The organism is Bacteroides sp. L008 (assembly GCF_040812255.1).
GTDB classification, from domain to species: domain Bacteria; phylum Bacteroidota; class Bacteroidia; order Bacteroidales; family Bacteroidaceae; genus Bacteroides; species Bacteroides vicugnae.
Genome location: NZ_JBFNXO010000001.1, coordinates 4,805,677 through 4,823,595 on the forward strand (window position 1 = coordinate 4,805,677; position 17,919 = coordinate 4,823,595).

The following is a 17,919-nucleotide window of genomic DNA, read 5'->3' on the forward strand; positions in this document are numbered from 1 at the left end:
ATTAAAAATTATTTATAGTTGTAATGTGGAAAAATTAATCTTTGATGTGAATTTTTTAGTCAGTATGCAGGAATGATGCCTTTTGCAGCAGTATCTTTACAATAAAAAGAAGATAGCAGATCTTTTACAGACCTGCTATCTTCTTTTTATTGTAAAGCTTGGAAATATAAATATTACTTATTCAGTCTCCATTCGAAACCGTCTTTGGTATCTTTGATTTCAAATCCGAGTGCTGTCAGTGTGTTGCGGATCTCGTCGGAAGTAGCCCAGTCTTTGTTGGCTTTCGCTTTCATACGTTGTTCCAGTAGCATATCTACTACCTTGCCGTAAGCTGCTTCACGACCATCTGAAGAGCCTTTTTCTTCTTTCAATCCCATGATGTCGAAACTGAACAGATGGAATGTTTCTTTCAGGTCTTTCAGGTCTTCGGCGGAGATAGTGGCATTGCCGGCAATGATATTGTTAATGATGCGGGCGCCTTCGAAAAGCTGTGCGATGACAATCGGTGTATTCAAGTCGTCATTCATTGCTTCGTAGCATTTTGCACGTAGCTCTTTCACGTTGATTCCCTCTGAAGTTGCCGATGCGGGAGTTATCTTATCCAATGCGTCGATAGCTTCCATCAGACGTTGCAGGCCTTTTTCGGATGCTTGCAATGCCTCATTGCTGAAATCTACCGTACTGCGGTAATGAGCTTGCAGGATGAAGAAGCGGATTGTCATTGGTGTGTAGGCTTGTGCCAACAGCTTATGGGTACCGTTGAAGAATTCGTCCAGTGTGATGAAGTTGCCAAGTGATTTACCCATCTTTGTTCCATTGATGGTAATCATATTGTTGTGCATCCAGTAGTGAACCATGTCGTCCCCTTGCGAAGCTACCGATTGTGCGATTTCACATTCGTGGTGGGGGAAAATCAAGTCCATTCCTCCTCCGTGAATATCGAAGTGCTCACCCAGGTATTTGCGTCCCATAGCGGTACATTCGGCGTGCCATCCGGGGAAACCGTCGCTCCATGGAGACGGCCAGCGCATGATATGTTCCGGTTGTGCCTTTTTCCAAAGGGCGAAGTCGGCAGGATTGCGTTTTTCGCTTTGTCCGTCGAGGTCACGGGTGGTATTTAATACGTCGTCCAGATTACGTCCGGAAAGTTTTCCGTAGTGGTAATCCTTATTGTATTTGGCTACATCGAAGTAGACGGAGCCTTCGCTTTCATAGGCGTATCCGGCATCCAAAATCTTCTGTACCAGTTGGATTTGTTCAATGATATGTCCTGAAGCATGTGGCTCAATGCTTGGAGAAAGTACATTCAACGCTTCCATTGCTTTATGATAGCGGTTCAGGAAATATTGAACAACCTCCATTGGCTCCAACTCTTCCAGACGTGCTTTTTTGGCGATTTTGTCTTCTCCGTCATCGGCATCGTGTTCCAGATGACCTACGTCGGTAATATTTCGTACGTAGCGTACTTTATATCCTAGGTGGGTGAGATAGCGGAATAACACGTCGAAGGTTATAGCCGGGCGGGCGTGTCCTAAATGGGCATCTCCGTAAACAGTCGGTCCACACACATACATGCCTACATGAGGTGCATGAAGCGGTACAAACAACTCTTTCTTTCTATCTAAGGTGTTGTAAATGGTAAGTTGATGTTCCATAACATTTTATATTTGTTTTATTGGAGTCGCAAAGTTAGTATAAAATCTGAATATGCGCCCTATCTTTAATCGGTTGATTTTAAGTGTTGGGTCGTTTTTGCTAGTAAGGTGATTTGTTTCCCGGTATGAAACTGACAGTTTCACACCGAGGAAACAATAGTTTCACTACGAGGAACCAAAGGTTTCTCACCGAGAAACTAAAACTCTGTCAGCATGTCAGTAAATGTTTGGCTATTGTTGATTACAAAACTTATTGATTGCTTCTGCTACACCGTCTTCTTCGTTACTTAGAGTGATGTAATCTGCTGCTTTCTTTACAGGTTCTTGAGCATTTCCCATGGCAATCCCCAATCCTGCAAACTTAATCATGGATAGGTCATTATAGCCATCACCTATGGCAATAACTTCTTCACGTGCTACTCCTATTTCTTTTAACAGGACGGCCAAAGAAAGAGCTTTGTCGATACCTTGCGGGACTAATTCGAGAAAATAGGGTTCTGAACGGAAAACATTAATGCGACCTTGCAGCCGGAGACAAAGTTCAGCTTCAAGTGGAATCAGTTTATCGGCATCTCCTACGATGAGGCATTTGGCTACGGGAAGCGTGATGTCTGTCAGGAAGTCGTTTGTCTCCCGAACTGCCATTTTATTGAGAAAGGCCTCTTTTAATACGTATGGATCTTGAGAGTTTTCGGTTATTATCTCTGCTCCGTCATAGGTTAATATACTTAGTTGATGGGTACGGGCACATTCGTAAAGCATTGGAACGACTTCATTAGGCAACACATTTTCATATACCATCTCCTGTGTTTCCCAATTAATGATTTCTCCTCCGTTATAGGACAGGATGAATCCACCGAATTCATTCATACGTAACTCATTAGCTAATGGCACAATGCCATAAGTAGGCCGTCCGGAAGCTAATACCAGTCGTATTCCTTGCTCTTGCATACGTATCAGAGTTTCCCTGTTGCGGGGAGTGATTTCCTTTTTAGAGTTGGTGAGTGTGCCGTCAAGATCGAGCACGATAAGTTTGTATTTCATGTAGGGTTGTTTTGGATGCAAAGATAAATTAAAAAAGTTTTTCTGCAAGGTGGTGGGGGAAAAGATGTGGTTTTAGCCAAAATTGCACTGTGATAGTGCAATTTGTTTTATTATTTGCACTGTCGCAGTGCAAATAATCGTATCTTTGCCTATAAACCAATGATATATGGATAAGTTATTTGAGTATTTCAACAAGATGATACGGGAAACTAATATAGAGTTTCACCGGTATATTTATTCCAAGATAAATTGGAATAGTCGCATGATAGGGCTTACAGGGCCCAGAGGAGTAGGGAAGACGACTCTTGTGTTACAACATATTAAAGAAAGTCTGAATTTGAATGATTCTTTGTATGTGACAGCCGAGGATTTTTATTTTGCGAGCCATCGTTTGCTGGACTTAGCGGATGCTTTTGTCAAGATGGGTGGTAGGCATTTATTTATTGATGAAATTCATAAATATAAAGACTGGTCGAAAGAGCTTAAATTGATTTACGATTATCATTCAGAATTGAATATAGTCTTTACAGGTTCATCTGTATTGGATATTAATAAAGGAGCTTCAGATTTGAGTCGTCGCGCTGTCATGTATCAGATGCAGGGACTTTCTTTTCGTGAGTATTTGTATTTATTTCATCGTATACCTTCTGAAATATACAGTTTGCGGGATATTGTAGCGCATAAAGTGGAAATTCCGGGTTTGGAGCATCCGCTTCCACTTTTTCATGACTATTTGCGGAAAGGCTACTATCCTTTTGCATTGGAGGAAGATTTTGATATACGTTTGCGACAGATCATCAATTTGACTTTGGAGTCGGACATACCACAATTTGCTGATATGAATGTTTCCACTGGGCGTAAGCTTAAGCAACTTCTTGCTATCATTGCCAAGAGTGTGCCGTTCAAGCCTAATTTTAGCAACATAGCTAAAATTCTTGAAGTGAGCCGTAATAATATATCCGATTATTGCCTTTATATTGAAGAGGCAGGGTTGATAGCGCAGTTGAGAGACGCCACCGGCGGAATACGCGGGTTAGGGAAAGTAGATAAAATTTATCTGGATAATACCAATTTGATATATAGTCTGGCTCAAGATAATTTTAATATTGGAAATATCAGGGAGACTTTCTTTTTGAACCAGACCCGTATTTTTTCGGATGTAGTAGCTTCTCCTGTTTCTGATTTCTTGATTGATGATATGACATTTGAGGTGGGAGGAAAGAAAAAGGGACAAAAGCAGATTCAGGAGGTACAGAAAGGATTTGTAGTGAAGGATGATATTGAAAGAGGCTTTATGAATGTGGTGCCGTTGTGGCAGTTCGGAATGGGATATTAGGTTCTCGCATTTAGATAAATAAAAGCCGCATAACGAAAGTTATGCGGCTTTATTGTTAAACTGGTAAAAGAGTTTTATTCAATTGTTGCACCATTGTTTATATAAGCAGGATCTTTAGTGAAAACCCCGTTGATACAATCAATTTCTGTAAAAGGAATAGTGCTCTCTTTCGACAATGTATTATTTGCGGGTTTACATACATCACTATTGGCATAGTTCCAGTTCACCTTTGCATCATACAAAATGTTATCGGTTGTATTTACTGTAGAACCTGCATCCTTTAATTCATATAGATATGAAGTTAAGGTGCTTTCGGAAGATACACAGAAAATATTATTTGTGTAATCAATGTTGGCTTTATTTGCTTTGATAAATACATTACTGCCTTTGACATTGATAAAGCTGTTATTCTTAATATTAACAGTCATAGTACCTTCATCCGTAGTGTTGGTTGTTGTAGCCCAGTTGAATATCTGTATGGCACTTACGCCAGTCTTATGATATATGATATTGTTTTCGAGAATGAGTTTACCAAAAATACTAGGTTTAACAGTTGCTGTAGTATTAAAGAAAGCTATGTTGCCAGTATTCACAAATTCGAATAAAGAATTCTTAAATGTGATGTTACCAATACCTACAGTAGTAGCACTTACGTAATACATAGCTTTTGTTATATTGGTCATTTTACAGTCTTCAATAGTCAGATTGGTAAATGTGGCATCACCACTAGCCGGACTATTAAATAAGTAGTTTGCGGCCCGTGCTTTAATGTTGATGTTCTTCAACAGAAGTTTACCACTCTTTAAACTTAGATAAGCAGTTTCTCCAAATTCCAGGTTGGGTCGTTCGTCAGGATATTGTCCAACAATGATGATAGGAGCACTAATCGCTTTATTGGAGCTGATAGTGAACGTACCTGTTCCTGTTAGGAACAAAATTGTTCCTTCGGATGCACCTAACTCACTACTTATATCACTTGTTGTATTACTGTCTATTACCTTACTTGTATAATTTTCAGGATTTAGAGTCTCTTCACCGATCTGAAGTTCTCCGGCTTCAAACATTGCCTTGTAATCCGTACGATTCTTAATACTAACCTGAATTTTAGCAATCATAGCGTACTTTCCGCTTGTTGCCAATACCGCAATATCAGTACTGTTATCAGCTGTTGCACGAGTCATCATCTTTGCGCTTGATACAGGGGCAGTAACAACCAATACATTTTCTTTTCCAGCTTCCTTAGAGAATTTAGCACTCCATCCTTCGGGAGCAGTAATCATTGTATTTTCTACTCCTCTCACGGTCATGGTAAACTCTTTCACTTCACCTGCCGAAAACTCCTGTACTTGTTTTAAATCTTCGGCTGCAAAACTACATTCGAAATCGCTAACGATAGGGATGCGTATGGTTGGAGCATCCTCACCTGCAAGTACTAAGACCAGTTCGTTGTTTTCTACTGTTACACTCTTGAAGTTTTTGTCTTCTGTCGGAGCAGAACCGTCACCGGTTGCACTGACTTTGTCAGTAGTTCCTTCTTTGTATATATAACTATAATTCTTTCCTCCGTCATAGCTAACCTGCCAGTAACCTTCACTATCTACATTGAATGTAGGAGTCTTGCCACTCTCTCCATTAGCTTTCACAGGTTGTCCGTTTACAGTCAGACGTTCCGGAGTTTCATTTTTGTTGTAAAGAACAGTCCAGTAGCCTTCTGAATCGATACCGATAATAGGGCATAAGAGGTTATTATCGTTTTTCATATATAGATTTACTGTCTTTCCATTGCTCAAAGTGAGTGTGTAAGAATCAGACTTTTCCTCTATATTAGTAATAAATGTTCCTTCATTATAAAGTTCGCGAAGAGCTTCAGTATTACTATTTATATCACGTACTTGTGTTTCGAGTGCGGTAACGCGCTTTTTCAGTGCGTCTACATCATCTTCCAAATCGTCAATGTTGGTACATGCTACCAGGCATACAGCCAATAACATGAACATACTCCATACTTTTTTCATGATTATATTGTTTTAAAGTTATTATTTTAAAGAGGATAGCCAAGAAGGAACATATCCCAAACGTTTACGTAATTGAGCCTCATAGAGTGAATATGGTTCCACAGCAGTTCCGTTGCTTTCGAGTCGTTTCATTTGAGTATCATCAAAATCTAAAGGACTTCCGTGGAAACCGACAATGATAGGAGGCATAAATTTCCACCAAAAGCCGTTACCATCCCACCAGGTAAATTTACCTTCTGTATCGATGTCCTGGTCTGTTTGTGCATTTGTTGCATAGAAATTCCATATTGTCAGATTCTCCATATGATTAGGCATTTGGGCAGAGTCTCCTCCTTGTCTCCAATGCATGAAACCACCGGAACAGCAGTCGATTAGTGTTGCACGTGGCTGTGTGGCATGTGATTCAAAGCAAGAATCATCTCCCCATCTAACATTCCATATTACAGCACCTATACTTTGCTTTGAAACACCGCAAGCGTGATATTGTCCAACATTCATTTTATATTCCATCAATGTGTTTTCACCTTCTCCTTTTCTAAGTGTGTAGCCATTGCTGTTTTCAGTTACTTTTCCAATAAAGATACGGGAAGAAGCTTGCGATCGGATAGAAGCATGTCCACGATTACCGCCAATAGTGATGTCATAAGCAGAACAGTTGGCAGAACTGGTGATTGACATGGCTTCACTAACACTCTCAAAATTAACCCGGCGCATCCACGAATTGGTCAGACGCACAAAATCGATGAGCTTAAAACCACCATCGTCAATGTCAGAGCCGTGGTGAATGAACTTCTCTTTGGCGTGTCCTTTGAAGGTCAGGTCTTCTACACCCACATTGGCATAGTTTGCGAACTTATGTACTTTCCATCCCCAATCTTTATTGATAGCGTGCATGATCGGCTCTTTGAAGGTAACATTGTTACCGCTGATTTTCTCAATCTGATGATATTCGTATATCTGAATCCCTTTTGTCTTGATATTGGGAGTACCACCTTGCTGTATCTTAATATCTTCCCATTTGTGTGGATATAATTCGGAGTTAATTACATTGTCATCCGTATTTTCCAACACAAGGCATACCCAGCTGCCTCCGCTTACTCCTGTTAAACTAGCCGTTATGGTTTTGCTGCCTATCGGAGCGTCTTCGGTGATGGTACCGACAGATTCTCCTAATCCTGTATTGTGTTTGAACTCCATCATGACAGGAGCATTCCACATCTCTTCGGTTGGCTTGGGAGAATTATTGGCAGCGGTCATTTCGAGTGTCGTTTTGTTTTTTCCGGCTCCTTTTAAAACAATATCACTCATTGATATACGAATCCTGCGATCTTTAGAATCCTCATCTTGCAGAATATAGTTTCCTTCGGGGAAGTAGATAATAGCTTTAGCATTTTCCTTGATATATCGGTCGGTCATATTGTTGTCTTCTTGCTTTGTTTGACTCGCTATTTCTGCCAAGACCTTCATGAAAGCTGCTCTGTCAGATTTACCGTCGTTGGGGATAGCTCCATATTTGGGATCTGTAACATCGTATACTTTATATCCTTGCGCTGTTAGCGTTTCTATTTCGGGAGGAGCCATTTCACCATACTTATATCCGGCGTATGAAAAGTCTAATAACACATTCTGTTGGTCAGCGTTAACAAACTGCTGCCAGGCTTCTGCTCCGGCTTCGCTGGAAAGTTGTTTAACTTCAATAGATACAATACGGATATAATTCTTTGATGAAGTCAGTACAATTTTAATAGTTTCTTCCACATCCTTTGTCGCAGTTGCTTGTGGTGTGATAGTTAACAAGTTCTCGGACAAAAGAACATTCCATCCTTTAGGAGCTTGTACTACGGCTTGTTGTACGTCATTCTGTTCTACTTTATATTCCTTATGATTCTCATTGGGGGCGAAAACCTGCACGGCTTGTTCGCTGTCGGCATCATTGAGACCATAAATTATCAGTCCAAAGGTGTCATCTACCGGAAAGGTATATGTTTTTCCTCCATCGGATAATGTGAATGAGAAAGTATGGTTTGCTTCATTATATTCTACCTTACTGAATATACTGGTTCCTCCCTGACTTCCACCTTCGGCCTTAGTTCCTAAGCTTGTATACGTTTGTCCATTATCGTAGCTCACTTGCCAATATCCACTGGAGGATACGCTGATTAATGGAGTTGCCACCACATTGCCTTCTTCATCACGGGGCCATGCCGATACTTTCTCTCCATCGGCTCCCGGCAGATATTTGAAATCGGTATCACTACTTGTTTTATATATCCAGTAGCCTTCTTCATCTACGGAAAATTCAGGGACAGATGCCTGTACCGCTTCACTTTCCATGACTTTAATGCTTGTTCCGTCACTAAGTTCCAGCAAATATCCCAGACCATCTTTAGTCGGAGTAATTCCGATAATGACTTTGTTTTTTTGCATAAGGGCTTGCAGACTGGCAAATGAAGTATTCAGTCCTTCCGTTGCTTTTTCCAAAGCAGCGACACGGTCTTTCAGAGAATTGATGTCTGCTTCCAGGTCATCTGTTTTCTGGCACGATTGCATGATTGCCAACATGCTGCAAATACCAAATAGTAATAGGTAGGTAATGCTCCTGTTTTTCATACGTTTATTATTTCGGGTTATTTATAATTTTCACAATGGCAAAGATAACCGGATAAAATAAGAATATATGGATAAAAAAATTCAGGAATACGATGAAATAATACATTTTACACGCCTCTGTGATAGATTGTGACTTATGTATTATTAGAGCAGGTCTACCCATTGCTCGTTGCTTAACATAGGCAATGGCTCACTATCGGCAACAAATGTTTCCGCCAGTTTCCGTTTCTCATCTTGTAGGTGAAGAATCTTTTCTTCGATACTGTTTTGGGTAATGAAGCGGTAAGCAATCACTTGCTTGTCCTGCCCGATACGATGGGCGCGGGCGATCGCCTGCGATTCGGCGGCAGGATTCCACCAGGGATCTATGATAAATACATAGTCGGCTTGAGTCAGATTAAGTCCCACGCCTCCTGCCTTTAGTGAAATCAGGAATGCCTGGACATCTTTTTGATCGGTGAAATGGGCGATTTCGGAAGGGCGGTTGTTGGTCGTTCCTGTTAATAAGGCATATTTCCAACCCCGTTCGTGGAAAGCTTCGGCGAGCACCTCCAGATGCCTGACGAATGAGGAGAAAATTAAAACTTTGTGGCCTTCGCTCTGTAGCGTATCGAATGTTTCGATTATCTGTGCCGTTTTTCCGGATGTTCCGGTATAGTCGGGAAGGATAAGTTGCGGGTGGCAGGATAGTTGTCGTAAACGTAAGATGCCATTTAATACACTAAACGAATGAAGCCTGTCGGTACTTTGAGGATGCTGAAGAAGGATGTTACGCAGGCTGTTTTTCTCCTGTTCGTAACAAGTGTTCTGTTCTTCAGTCATGTCGCAGTAGATGGTCTCTTCGGTAAGTGCCGGAAGTTCCGGAGCTACCTCTTTCTTGCTTCTACGGAGGATAAATGGGGCTGTCAGCTGCTGCAATAATACTTTTGCACGGGTATTCCCCTGACGAATCGGCATTATAAACTGCTTTTGGAAAGCACTTTCCGTGCCCAGTAAGTCTGGTTGTATGAAGTGAAATTGAGCCCACAGGTCCTTTAATGAGTTTTCGATGGGAGTACCTGTAAGCACAAGCCGGTGTTTACTTTGTAGTCGAATGGCTGACCGGAAGGTGAGCGATTCACTATTTTTGATATTCTGACTTTCATCGAGCACGATGTATTCGAAACGGTATGAGCAGAGTATATCAATGTTATTCCTCATCATACCATACGTCGTAAAGATCAAGTGAAAATGACCGAAGAATTTTTCCGGTCGTTCCTTGTCTATAGCCACGGTGTTGTTGTATTCCGTCATCGAGAGCGCTGTAAAGCGTTTGGCTTCCCGTCGCCAGTTATGAAGTAGCGATGTGGGGACAACGATCAGGGTAGCCGGTTGCTTGGGAGTAGATGGCTTATATATATACTGTAATAGAGTGAGAGTTTGAAGTGTCTTCCCAAGTCCCATGTCATCTGCCAGGCATCCGCCAAATCCTTGTTTGTGCAAGTGTACCATCCATGAGAATCCTTTCTGCTGATAGGGACGTAACGTTGCTTTGAGTTTTCTGGGTACGGCAACATTTTGTATCTGTTGCTTCACCGGAAATTTCTTTAATTCCTCTTCACTTAAGGCAGTTTGTGCAGCACCTGCAAATGTATGTTTCAAGCGGATTCCTTTTTCCGTTTGAATTCCTATCTCTAATAAATTCGCATATTTGCTGAACCATTCCTCTGGCAGGAGAATCATGCGGCCATCGGGTAGCAGATACTCTCTCTTTTCTTCCAGGATATGTTTGCGGAAACGTGAAAAAGGAATACGCAGATTACCGATAACAACGGTGATGCGCAATTCAAACCAGTCGACCTCATCGTCGCAACTTTGCTCGATGCGTATCTCGTCCAGGCAATAAGGTGTGTTTCCCATATTGCTGGTGAGATGGAAGGACTGCTGCAACATCTCCCGATGGCTGTTGATCCATTCGACAATCGTTTTTTCCGGAGCTTCGGGGGATAGGCTGAAATGTGTATCATTGAGTTGTTGCAGGCCTGCATCCGTTAAGAGCTGAACGGCTTGTTTTTCAGCAGTAATGTTCCGGCGAAAAAAGAAGATCCCACCGGATTTCCGATAGACGATTTTCTTCATTTCAAGGGCGCTATCCGGTGTAAATGTCTGATCTCCATAACGGAAACCAAGCTGCAATGCTTGTCCGTTGTACGTCGTGTCTTCGAATGAGAGAATTGCTTCACAAGTACATTTTTCTTCCATCATACTCAAACCGTGAGCCTCGATTTCGTGATAGCGTGCAATCGGGATGACAATGTTATCTATGTATTTTTCAATTTGGGAAGCGTCTACGCTGATCGATCTTTTCTTTGTGAAAGGTAAGATACGTGCACTTTCAATGTGCGGAAAGAAGTATAGCTCCATTCCCAATAATAGCGTCGTCGGCGAGGAAGTCAGTACAACCACAGGTTTCAACTCACTCAAAGAGAATGGCTGCCCTTCATAATAGCACTGCAACTGATAACGGAACGTTTTATTGTCAACATGAAACGTTACGCGAATTTCTGCATTATGAGGATTTATGTGATAGGCATGATGGGCGTATAGTATTTTACTGCCGGCTTGTTTCTGATAAAAAGGCAGTCCATTGTCCCGTATCAGTGCCAGCATCTCCAACAGTTTCTTTTCGATAGACGGACGGATATCATTTTTAATTCGTTCCGGATCTTCGGATAACTTATGTAGAAAACGCGATACTGTTTTTTCGCGGGAGTAAACGCTCATTAGATGCTTCTCTGTATAATAAGAGGCGATATGAATAGCTTGTCTTTCTGCCTCACTCATCTTGCTCATAGCTTCGGGAGAGGCATGAAATGCTTGTTCCACCAATTGCAAGGTTCCATCGTCCAGCCTTTCCGCAATATAGGGAATCAGCAATATGCCGAGTATCGGATGCTCTGTGAAAACGATTATAACTTGTCCGTTAGTTGGTCTCTCTTTCATTCTCTTTTAGGCTTTAACAGACAAAGATACGGGAAAATACTTAATTTTGCAGCATGATGGAGGAAAACAAACGAGTATTGCTTGGAATGAGCGGCGGTACAGATAGTTCTGTTGCTGCTATGCGATTGTTGGAAGCCGGTTATGAAGTAATCGGAGTAACCTTTCGTTTTTATGAACTGAATGGCTCGACAGAGTATCTGGAAGATGCCCGTAATCTGGCAGAACGTTTAGGAATACGGCATATAACGTACGATGCCCGTGAAATATTCAGTAAGCAGATTATTGACTATTTTGTGCAGGAGTATCTGGCAGGACGGACTCCAGTCCCTTGTACATTGTGCAATAATTATCTGAAATGGCCTCTGCTTGCTAGAATTGCCGATGAAATGGGTGTTTTCTATATCGCTACCGGGCATTACGCGCAGAATATACAACTAAATAATACCTTTTATATAACATACGCTGCCGACTCGGATAAGGATCAAACTTTCTTTCTATGGGGATTGAAACAAGATATTCTTTGCAGGATGCTCTTGCCGATGGGAAATATTACGAAAGTGGAAGCCCGTGCCTGGGCTGCCGAACATGGGTTCCGGAAGGTGGCAACTAAAAAGGACAGTATAGGCGTTTGTTTTTGCCCAATGGACTATCGGACTTTTCTGAAAAACTGGTTGGCTCAAAATAGTGTGGTATTGGCAGGGGAAAAGCTGATGATGGAAGAGGGTCAATCATTGGTTGAAGATTGTCAGAGATTGGTTGGAAGCAGTCAGGCAGGACTCAATAAAGTGAAACGAGGAAGATTTGTCGATGAAAAGGGAGATTTTATTGCCTGGCATGAGGGCTATCCTTTTTATACCATTGGACAGAGACGTGGCTTGGGCATTCATTTGAACCGTCCCGTATTTGTGAAAGAGATTAATCCTGAAAAGAACGAAGTGGTATTAGCTTCTCTTTCAGCTCTGGAGAAAACAGAAATGTGGCTGAAAGACTGGAATCTTGTCAATCAGGAGCGTACTTTAGGGCATTCTGACATCATTGTGAAAATACGGTATCGCAAACAGGAAAACCATGCTACGATTACCATTACACCGGATCATCTACTACATGTGCAACTTCATGAGCCTTTAACCGCCATTGCTCCGGGACAAGCTGCCGCATTCTATAAAGATGGTTTATTATTGGGAGGAGGGATAATAGTCAATGCCCGGTAATCTTTATATGGGGGAAGGTGATTCGTCTGACAGGGGTGAGTCAAAACGAAATTTAGCTTATTGACTGACAAAGATTAGGCACGGATTACGCGGATTACACGGATGAACATGGAAAGAGAATAAACTTGTCCGTGTAATCCGCGTAATCCGTGCCTAAAAGATACTAGAATGGTGCTTCTGCTTCGAAATACCTTCCTTGTACAAGCAATCTCTGTAATAAAGATACTTGTGTCGGTTATGTCTTGGTTTTTGGTTATTCTTCCGAAGGAATACTGTCATTCAGCGCTAGCATTGTTTCTATATATTCGCGCGTATTACTTAATCTGGGAACTTTGTGTTGTCCTCCCAGCTTTCCTTTCTGTGCCAGCCAATCATGGAATAATCCCTCACGGGCAACGATCACTTCCAATGGTTGCAGGGCTATATCTTTCCATCGTTTCGCCTCATAATCGGAATTAACCTCCTTTAGTGTGGCATCAAGTATCGCTGCAAATTTTTCTACTGAATCCGGCATCTTAGCGAACTCTATTAACCACTGGTGCCGGCATTTTGCATTCTCATCCATAAACACAGGTGCCGCGGTGTATTCACTAACTTGCGCTCCGGTTTCGGCACAAGCCTTTGCCAATCCTTTTTCAGCGTTATCGACAATCAGTTCTTCGCCAAATGCGTTGATGAAATGCTTTGTTCTTCCTGTGATGACAAACTTATAGGGATTCTTGCTGGTAAACTTCACCGTATCACCAATCATGTATCTCCATAAACCGCAAGAAGTAGAAATAACCATTGCATAGTTTTTGTTGAGCTCGACTTCTTCAAGGCAGTAAACCCGTGGACTTTCTTTTCCTACTTCCTCCAGCGGAACAAACTCGTAGAAGATTCCATAGTCGATCATTAATAACATGGCAGGATCGGAGAGGTCGTTTTGAGTTCCGAAATATCCTTCAGAAGCATTATAAGTCTCAACATAATGCATCTTCGGTGTTTGAATCACCTGCTTGTATTGCTCACGATAAGGAGTGAAAGCCACTCCACCGTGGAAGAAAACTTCCAGATTGGGCCATACTTCTTCCAAAGTCTGTTTTCCTGTCTTTTCGAGAACACGTTTGATAAGTACGAGCATCCATGACGGTACGCCGGACAAACTTGTCACATTTACCGGAATAGTGCTGTTGGCGATTGCTTCTATTTTGGTTTCCCATTCGCTCATCAATGCAATTTTCTTGCTGGGTACACGAATGAAATTGATAAGCGGATTCACATTTTGAATCAGAATAGCGGATAAATCTCCTACTAAACTATGGTTGGAGTTGAGGTTCGGACTATGGCTACCTCCAAGAATCAGTCCCTTGCCGGAGAAAAAATGGCTATCCGGATTGATGCGGAAATAAAGAGCTGCCGCATCTTTTCCTCCTCTGTAATGAATGTCTTCCAGTGCCTCTTTGCTGACAGGAAGGAATTTACTTTTATCATTAGTCGTTCCGGAGGATTTTGCAAACCAGCGTATCTCCGATGGCCAAAGCAGATTCTGTTCCCCGGCTCGCAAACGTTCTACATAAGGTTTGATTTCTTCGTATGTTTGGATAGGAACACGTTTCCGGAAGTCTTCATAGTTACGGATAGAGGAGTAATTGTACTTTCTTCCCCATTCAGTCTGAGCGGCCTGGTGTATTAAGCGGCTTAACACACGATGCTGTATCTCACTAGCCTGACTAGCATATAGGTCTATCTGTTTTAAACGGGAATCGAAAGTCTTACTAATAATTTTTGTAATATTCATTTCTGCTTTAACATAATAATGTTTAGTCGTGCAAAAGTAACTTATTTATCTTTTTTTTCTATCTTTACGACGGAAATAATCGTTAAAAATTGACGACTTCCATAGAATACCCGAGTTTTAGACTAAAAAATGCGACAATGAGAATTGGAATCTTAACATCCGGCGGGGACTGTCCCGGCATCAATGCCACCATTCGTGGCGTGTGCAAAACTGCCATCAATTATTATGGGATGGAAGTGATAGGCATTCACAGCGGTTTTCAGGGCTTGCTGACCAAAGATGTCGAATCTATTACAGACAAGTCGCTTTCCGGTCTGCTGAATTTGGGTGGAACGATGTTGGGAACCTCTCGCGAGAAGCCTTTCAAAAAAGGAGGTGTTGTCTCGGATGTTGACAAACCGTCTTTAATTCTTCAGAATATCCGTGAAATGGGACTGGATTGTATCGTTTGTATCGGTGGAAATGGAACACAGAAGACCGCAGCCAAGTTTGCTGCAATGGGAGTTAACATCGTATCTGTTCCTAAAACCATTGATAATGATATTTGGGGCACGGACATCTCTTTTGGTTTCGATTCGGCGGTAAGTATTGCTACTGATGCCATTGACCGTCTACATTCTACCGCAAGTTCTCATAAAAGGGTGATGGTGATTGAAGTGATGGGGCATAAAGCGGGTTGGATTGCTTTGTATTCCGGTATGGCAGGAGGAGGGGATGTGATTCTCGTCCCAGAAATTGCTTATGACATTAAGAATATCGGCAATACGATTCTGGAAAGACTAAAGAAAGGCAAACCCTATTCTATTGTAGTGGTAGCGGAAGGTATTCAGACTGACGGGCGTAAACGTGCTGCTGAATATATCGCGCAGGAAATTGAATATGAAACCGGTATAGAAACCCGCGAAACAGTTTTGGGGTATATCCAGCGTGGTGGTTCGCCTACTCCTTTCGACCGCAATCTTTCTACCCGCATGGGCGGGCATGCAACAGAATTGATAGCCAATGGCCAATTCGGGCGTATGGTGACTTTAAAAGGGGATGATATAGCATCTATCCCTCTTGAAGAAGTTGCAGGAAAACTGAAATTAGTTACTGAAGATCACGATTTGGTGATTCAGGGTCGTCGCATGGGGATTTGCTTTGGTTAGACTCCGGAGCTTCTGCGTCCTGCATTGTGGAAATCTCATCGACGAGGATGTTTTCTTCTGAAATATTTTCCGGTTCAGCAGCAGTTGCAGAATGTTGTGCTTTGATCTCTTCGATAGTTGATATAAATGTAGGCTCCTTTACTTTCTTTATAGCCATCTGGGCGGCATTCTGTTGAGACTCCTTCTTGGAATACCCCGTACCTGTTCCTGCCGGAAGTCCTTCAATGCGTACTTCGGTTTGGAATACAGGATTGCTGTCATGATCGAGAAACTGCTCTATTAATTCAAAGGAAACCTCCATTTTGTTCTTTTGACTCCACTCGATAAGTTTGGATTTGAAGTTAACCTCTTTTCGGGATATTTTCTCCAGGTCGATATAACGGTTAATGATCCGTTGCTCCATAAACTGCTTGCAACGTTCATATCCCTGATCCAGATAAATAGCTCCGATAAACGCTTCAAAAGCATTTCCGTACATATAGCTATTGTGAGAGGAGGAGCGGGTGGAATACTTGATGAGCTTGTCCAAGCCGATTTCAACGGCCAACTTGTTCAACGTTTCCCGTTGTACAATCTTGGAACGTGTATTGGTCAGGAAACCTTCCCGTTTCCCTTCGAAACGTTTGTAGACAATATCTCCCACGATGGCGTCGAGGATGGCGTCACCTAAAAACTCCAGCCGTTCATTGTTGAGGGGACGTCCCTTGTCGGAGCGGACAGAAGTCGATTTGTGCAGGAGAGCCTGCTCATAAAGCTGGATATTGCGCGGGTAGAATCCGAGTATCCGGTAAAAACAAAGATAAGACTCTCTATCCTTGCGGAACAAGAGCCTTATCTTATCTATTTCGTTACGTAACACGATATTACTCTGCGTATTTCTTGAAGATAACGCACGCATTGTGACCGCCAAATCCGAATGTATTGGACAAGGCAACATTAACTTCGCGTTTCTGTGCTTTGTTGAACGTGAAATTAAGGTTATAGTCGATGTTCTCGTCGTTGTCACCTTCTTCGTGGTTGATAGTCGGAGGAACAATGCCGTTCTTGATGGCAAGGATGCTTGCAATAGATTCTACCGCACCGGCAGCTCCCAGCAAGTGACCTGTCATTGATTTGGTTGAACTGATGTTCAACTCGAACGCATGATCACCGAATACTTCCTTGATTGCTTTTGCTTCTGAAATATCACCAACCGGAGTAGATGTACCGTGTACATTGATATAATCTACTTCTTTCGGATCCATTTCCGCATCTTCCAGTGCATTTCTCATCACCAATTTCGCTCCCAGACCTTCCGGATGAGAAGCTGTCAGGTGATGTGCATCTGCAGACATACCTACACCGGCAACTTCTGCATAGATTTTTGCACCACGAGCTTTAGCGTGTTCCAGTTCTTCCAGGATCAAGCAACCGCCACCTTCGCCCATAACGAAACCATCGCGGCTTGCGCTAAACGGACGTGAAGCTTTAGAAGCTTCGTCGTTGCGTGTTGACAAGGCGTGCATAGCGTTGAAACCACCTACACCTGCCGGGAAGATCGCTGCTTCCGAACCACCGGATACAATTACATTTGCTTTACCCAAACGAATCAGGTTGAAGGCATCTGCAATGGCATTGGTTGAAGTAGCACATGCTGAACAAGTCGCGTAGTTAGGACCATGGAAACCATACATGATAGAAATCTGTCCGGCTGCAATATCCGAAATCATCTTTGGAATGAAGAACGGATTAAACTTCGGACCCATTTCCTGACGAGTGTAGTAGTTGCCTACCTCTTCTTCAAATGTATGTATACCACCAATACCGGCGCCAAAAATAACACCGATTTTGTTCAAGTCTTCTTTCTCGACGTCAAGCCCCGAATCACTTACCGCTTCTTTGGCAACAGCGATGGCATACTGAGTGTACAAGTCCATCTTTCTTGCTTCTTTGCGGTCTATGTATTTCGTTGCATCGAAGTCTTTCACTTCGCATGCGAATTGGGTCTTGAATAACGACGCATCAAAATGAGTAATAGGCCCTGCTCCACTAACCCCGTTCACAATGTTTTCCCAAAATTCGGGAACGCTATTGCCAACGGGAGTAATGGCGCCAAGGCCTGTTACTACCACTCTTTTTAATTCCATATTGATGAAATC

The 17,919-nt window shown here is 42.3% G+C and carries 11 protein-coding genes; 3 read left to right on the top strand and 8 right to left on the bottom strand.

Annotated features, from left to right (window positions below; translation table 11 throughout):
* Positions 1-173 precede the first annotated feature (173 nt).
* Both cysS and AB3G73_RS18550 read right to left on the bottom strand, forming a co-directional pair.
* A complete protein-coding gene (cysS, locus tag AB3G73_RS18545) occupies positions 174-1,655 on the bottom strand; it encodes a cysteine--tRNA ligase (protein WP_148364218.1) in 1,482 nt (493 codons plus the stop codon).
* A gap of 231 nt (positions 1,656-1,886) precedes the next feature.
* Positions 1,887-2,699 carry a Cof-type HAD-IIB family hydrolase gene (locus AB3G73_RS18550; RefSeq protein WP_217723357.1) on the bottom strand — a complete coding sequence of 271 codons (813 nt, stop codon included), beginning with the start codon at positions 2,697-2,699 and terminating at the stop codon, positions 1,887-1,889.
* Between the two features lie 166 nt (positions 2,700-2,865).
* Between AB3G73_RS18550 and AB3G73_RS18555 the strand changes: the two genes are divergently transcribed.
* Positions 2,866-4,035 carry an ATP-binding protein gene (locus AB3G73_RS18555; protein WP_258979016.1) on the top strand — a complete coding sequence of 390 codons (1,170 nt, stop codon included), beginning with the start codon at positions 2,866-2,868 and terminating at the stop codon, positions 4,033-4,035.
* Between the two features lie 74 nt (positions 4,036-4,109).
* Here AB3G73_RS18555 and AB3G73_RS18560 read toward each other — a convergent pair whose 3' ends face one another.
* The 3 genes from AB3G73_RS18560 to AB3G73_RS18570 form a co-directional block, all read right to left on the bottom strand.
* A complete protein-coding gene (locus AB3G73_RS18560; protein WP_258979017.1) occupies positions 4,110-6,050 on the bottom strand; it encodes a PL29 family lyase N-terminal domain-containing protein in 1,941 nt (646 codons plus the stop codon).
* A gap of 21 nt (positions 6,051-6,071) precedes the next feature.
* Entirely contained in the window at positions 6,072-8,660 is a 2,589-nt protein-coding gene (locus AB3G73_RS18565; RefSeq protein WP_148364216.1) for a DUF4955 domain-containing protein, read from the bottom strand.
* Positions 8,661-8,804: 144 nt separating this feature from the next.
* Positions 8,805-11,642 carry a DEAD/DEAH box helicase gene (locus AB3G73_RS18570; RefSeq protein ID WP_148364215.1) on the bottom strand — a complete coding sequence of 946 codons (2,838 nt, stop codon included), beginning with the start codon at positions 11,640-11,642 and terminating at the stop codon, positions 8,805-8,807.
* Between the two features lie 53 nt (positions 11,643-11,695).
* On the opposite strand from AB3G73_RS18570, the gene mnmA reads away from it, so the two are divergent.
* Positions 11,696-12,853, top strand: coding sequence for a tRNA 2-thiouridine(34) synthase MnmA (gene mnmA, locus AB3G73_RS18575; RefSeq protein WP_258979019.1), 1,158 nt, complete (start codon positions 11,696-11,698; stop codon positions 12,851-12,853).
* A gap of 253 nt (positions 12,854-13,106) precedes the next feature.
* On the opposite strand, the gene AB3G73_RS18580 is transcribed toward mnmA, so the two are convergent.
* Positions 13,107-14,633: a GH3 auxin-responsive promoter family protein gene (locus AB3G73_RS18580; RefSeq protein WP_367745350.1), complete on the bottom strand. Its 1,527-nt coding sequence runs from the start codon at positions 14,631-14,633 to the stop codon at positions 13,107-13,109.
* Between the two features lie 137 nt (positions 14,634-14,770).
* On the opposite strand from AB3G73_RS18580, the gene AB3G73_RS18585 reads away from it, so the two are divergent.
* Entirely contained in the window at positions 14,771-15,781 is a 1,011-nt protein-coding gene (locus tag AB3G73_RS18585) for an ATP-dependent 6-phosphofructokinase (protein WP_148364212.1), read from the top strand.
* On the opposite strand, the gene rnc is transcribed toward AB3G73_RS18585, so the two are convergent.
* Positions 15,723-16,679: a ribonuclease III gene (gene rnc, locus AB3G73_RS18590; RefSeq protein ID WP_148364211.1), complete on the bottom strand. Its 957-nt coding sequence runs from the start codon at positions 16,677-16,679 to the stop codon at positions 15,723-15,725. The two genes, AB3G73_RS18585 and rnc, sit on opposite strands and share 59 nt — an antisense overlap.
* A complete protein-coding gene (gene fabF / locus AB3G73_RS18595; protein WP_148364210.1) occupies positions 16,645-17,907 on the bottom strand; it encodes a beta-ketoacyl-ACP synthase II in 1,263 nt (420 codons plus the stop codon). Before fabF ends, rnc begins: the two co-directional genes overlap by 35 nt.
* Positions 17,908-17,919 lie beyond the last annotated feature (12 nt).

Excerpts from the sequence above, each read along its gene's own strand:
- cysS (WP_148364218.1), bottom strand. The coding sequence starts at position 1,655 with ATGGAACATCAACTTACCATTTACAACACCTTAGATAGAAAGAAAGAG.
- AB3G73_RS18550 (WP_217723357.1), bottom strand. The coding sequence starts at position 2,699 with ATGAAATACAAACTTATCGTGCTCGATCTTGACGGCACACTCACCAAC.
- AB3G73_RS18555 (WP_258979016.1), top strand. The coding sequence starts at position 2,866 with ATGGATAAGTTATTTGAGTATTTCAACAAGATGATACGGGAAACTAAT.
- AB3G73_RS18560 (WP_258979017.1), bottom strand. The coding sequence starts at position 6,050 with ATGAAAAAAGTATGGAGTATGTTCATGTTATTGGCTGTATGCCTGGTA.
- AB3G73_RS18565 (WP_148364216.1), bottom strand. The coding sequence starts at position 8,660 with ATGAAAAACAGGAGCATTACCTACCTATTACTATTTGGTATTTGCAGC.
- AB3G73_RS18570 (WP_148364215.1), bottom strand. The coding sequence starts at position 11,642 with ATGAAAGAGAGACCAACTAACGGACAAGTTATAATCGTTTTCACAGAG.
- mnmA (WP_258979019.1), top strand. The coding sequence starts at position 11,696 with ATGATGGAGGAAAACAAACGAGTATTGCTTGGAATGAGCGGCGGTACA.
- AB3G73_RS18580 (WP_367745350.1), bottom strand. The coding sequence starts at position 14,633 with ATGAATATTACAAAAATTATTAGTAAGACTTTCGATTCCCGTTTAAAA.
- AB3G73_RS18585 (WP_148364212.1), top strand. The coding sequence starts at position 14,771 with ATGAGAATTGGAATCTTAACATCCGGCGGGGACTGTCCCGGCATCAAT.
- rnc (WP_148364211.1), bottom strand. The coding sequence starts at position 16,679 with ATGCGTGCGTTATCTTCAAGAAATACGCAGAGTAATATCGTGTTACGT.
- fabF (WP_148364210.1), bottom strand. The coding sequence starts at position 17,907 with ATGGAATTAAAAAGAGTGGTAGTAACAGGCCTTGGCGCCATTACTCCC.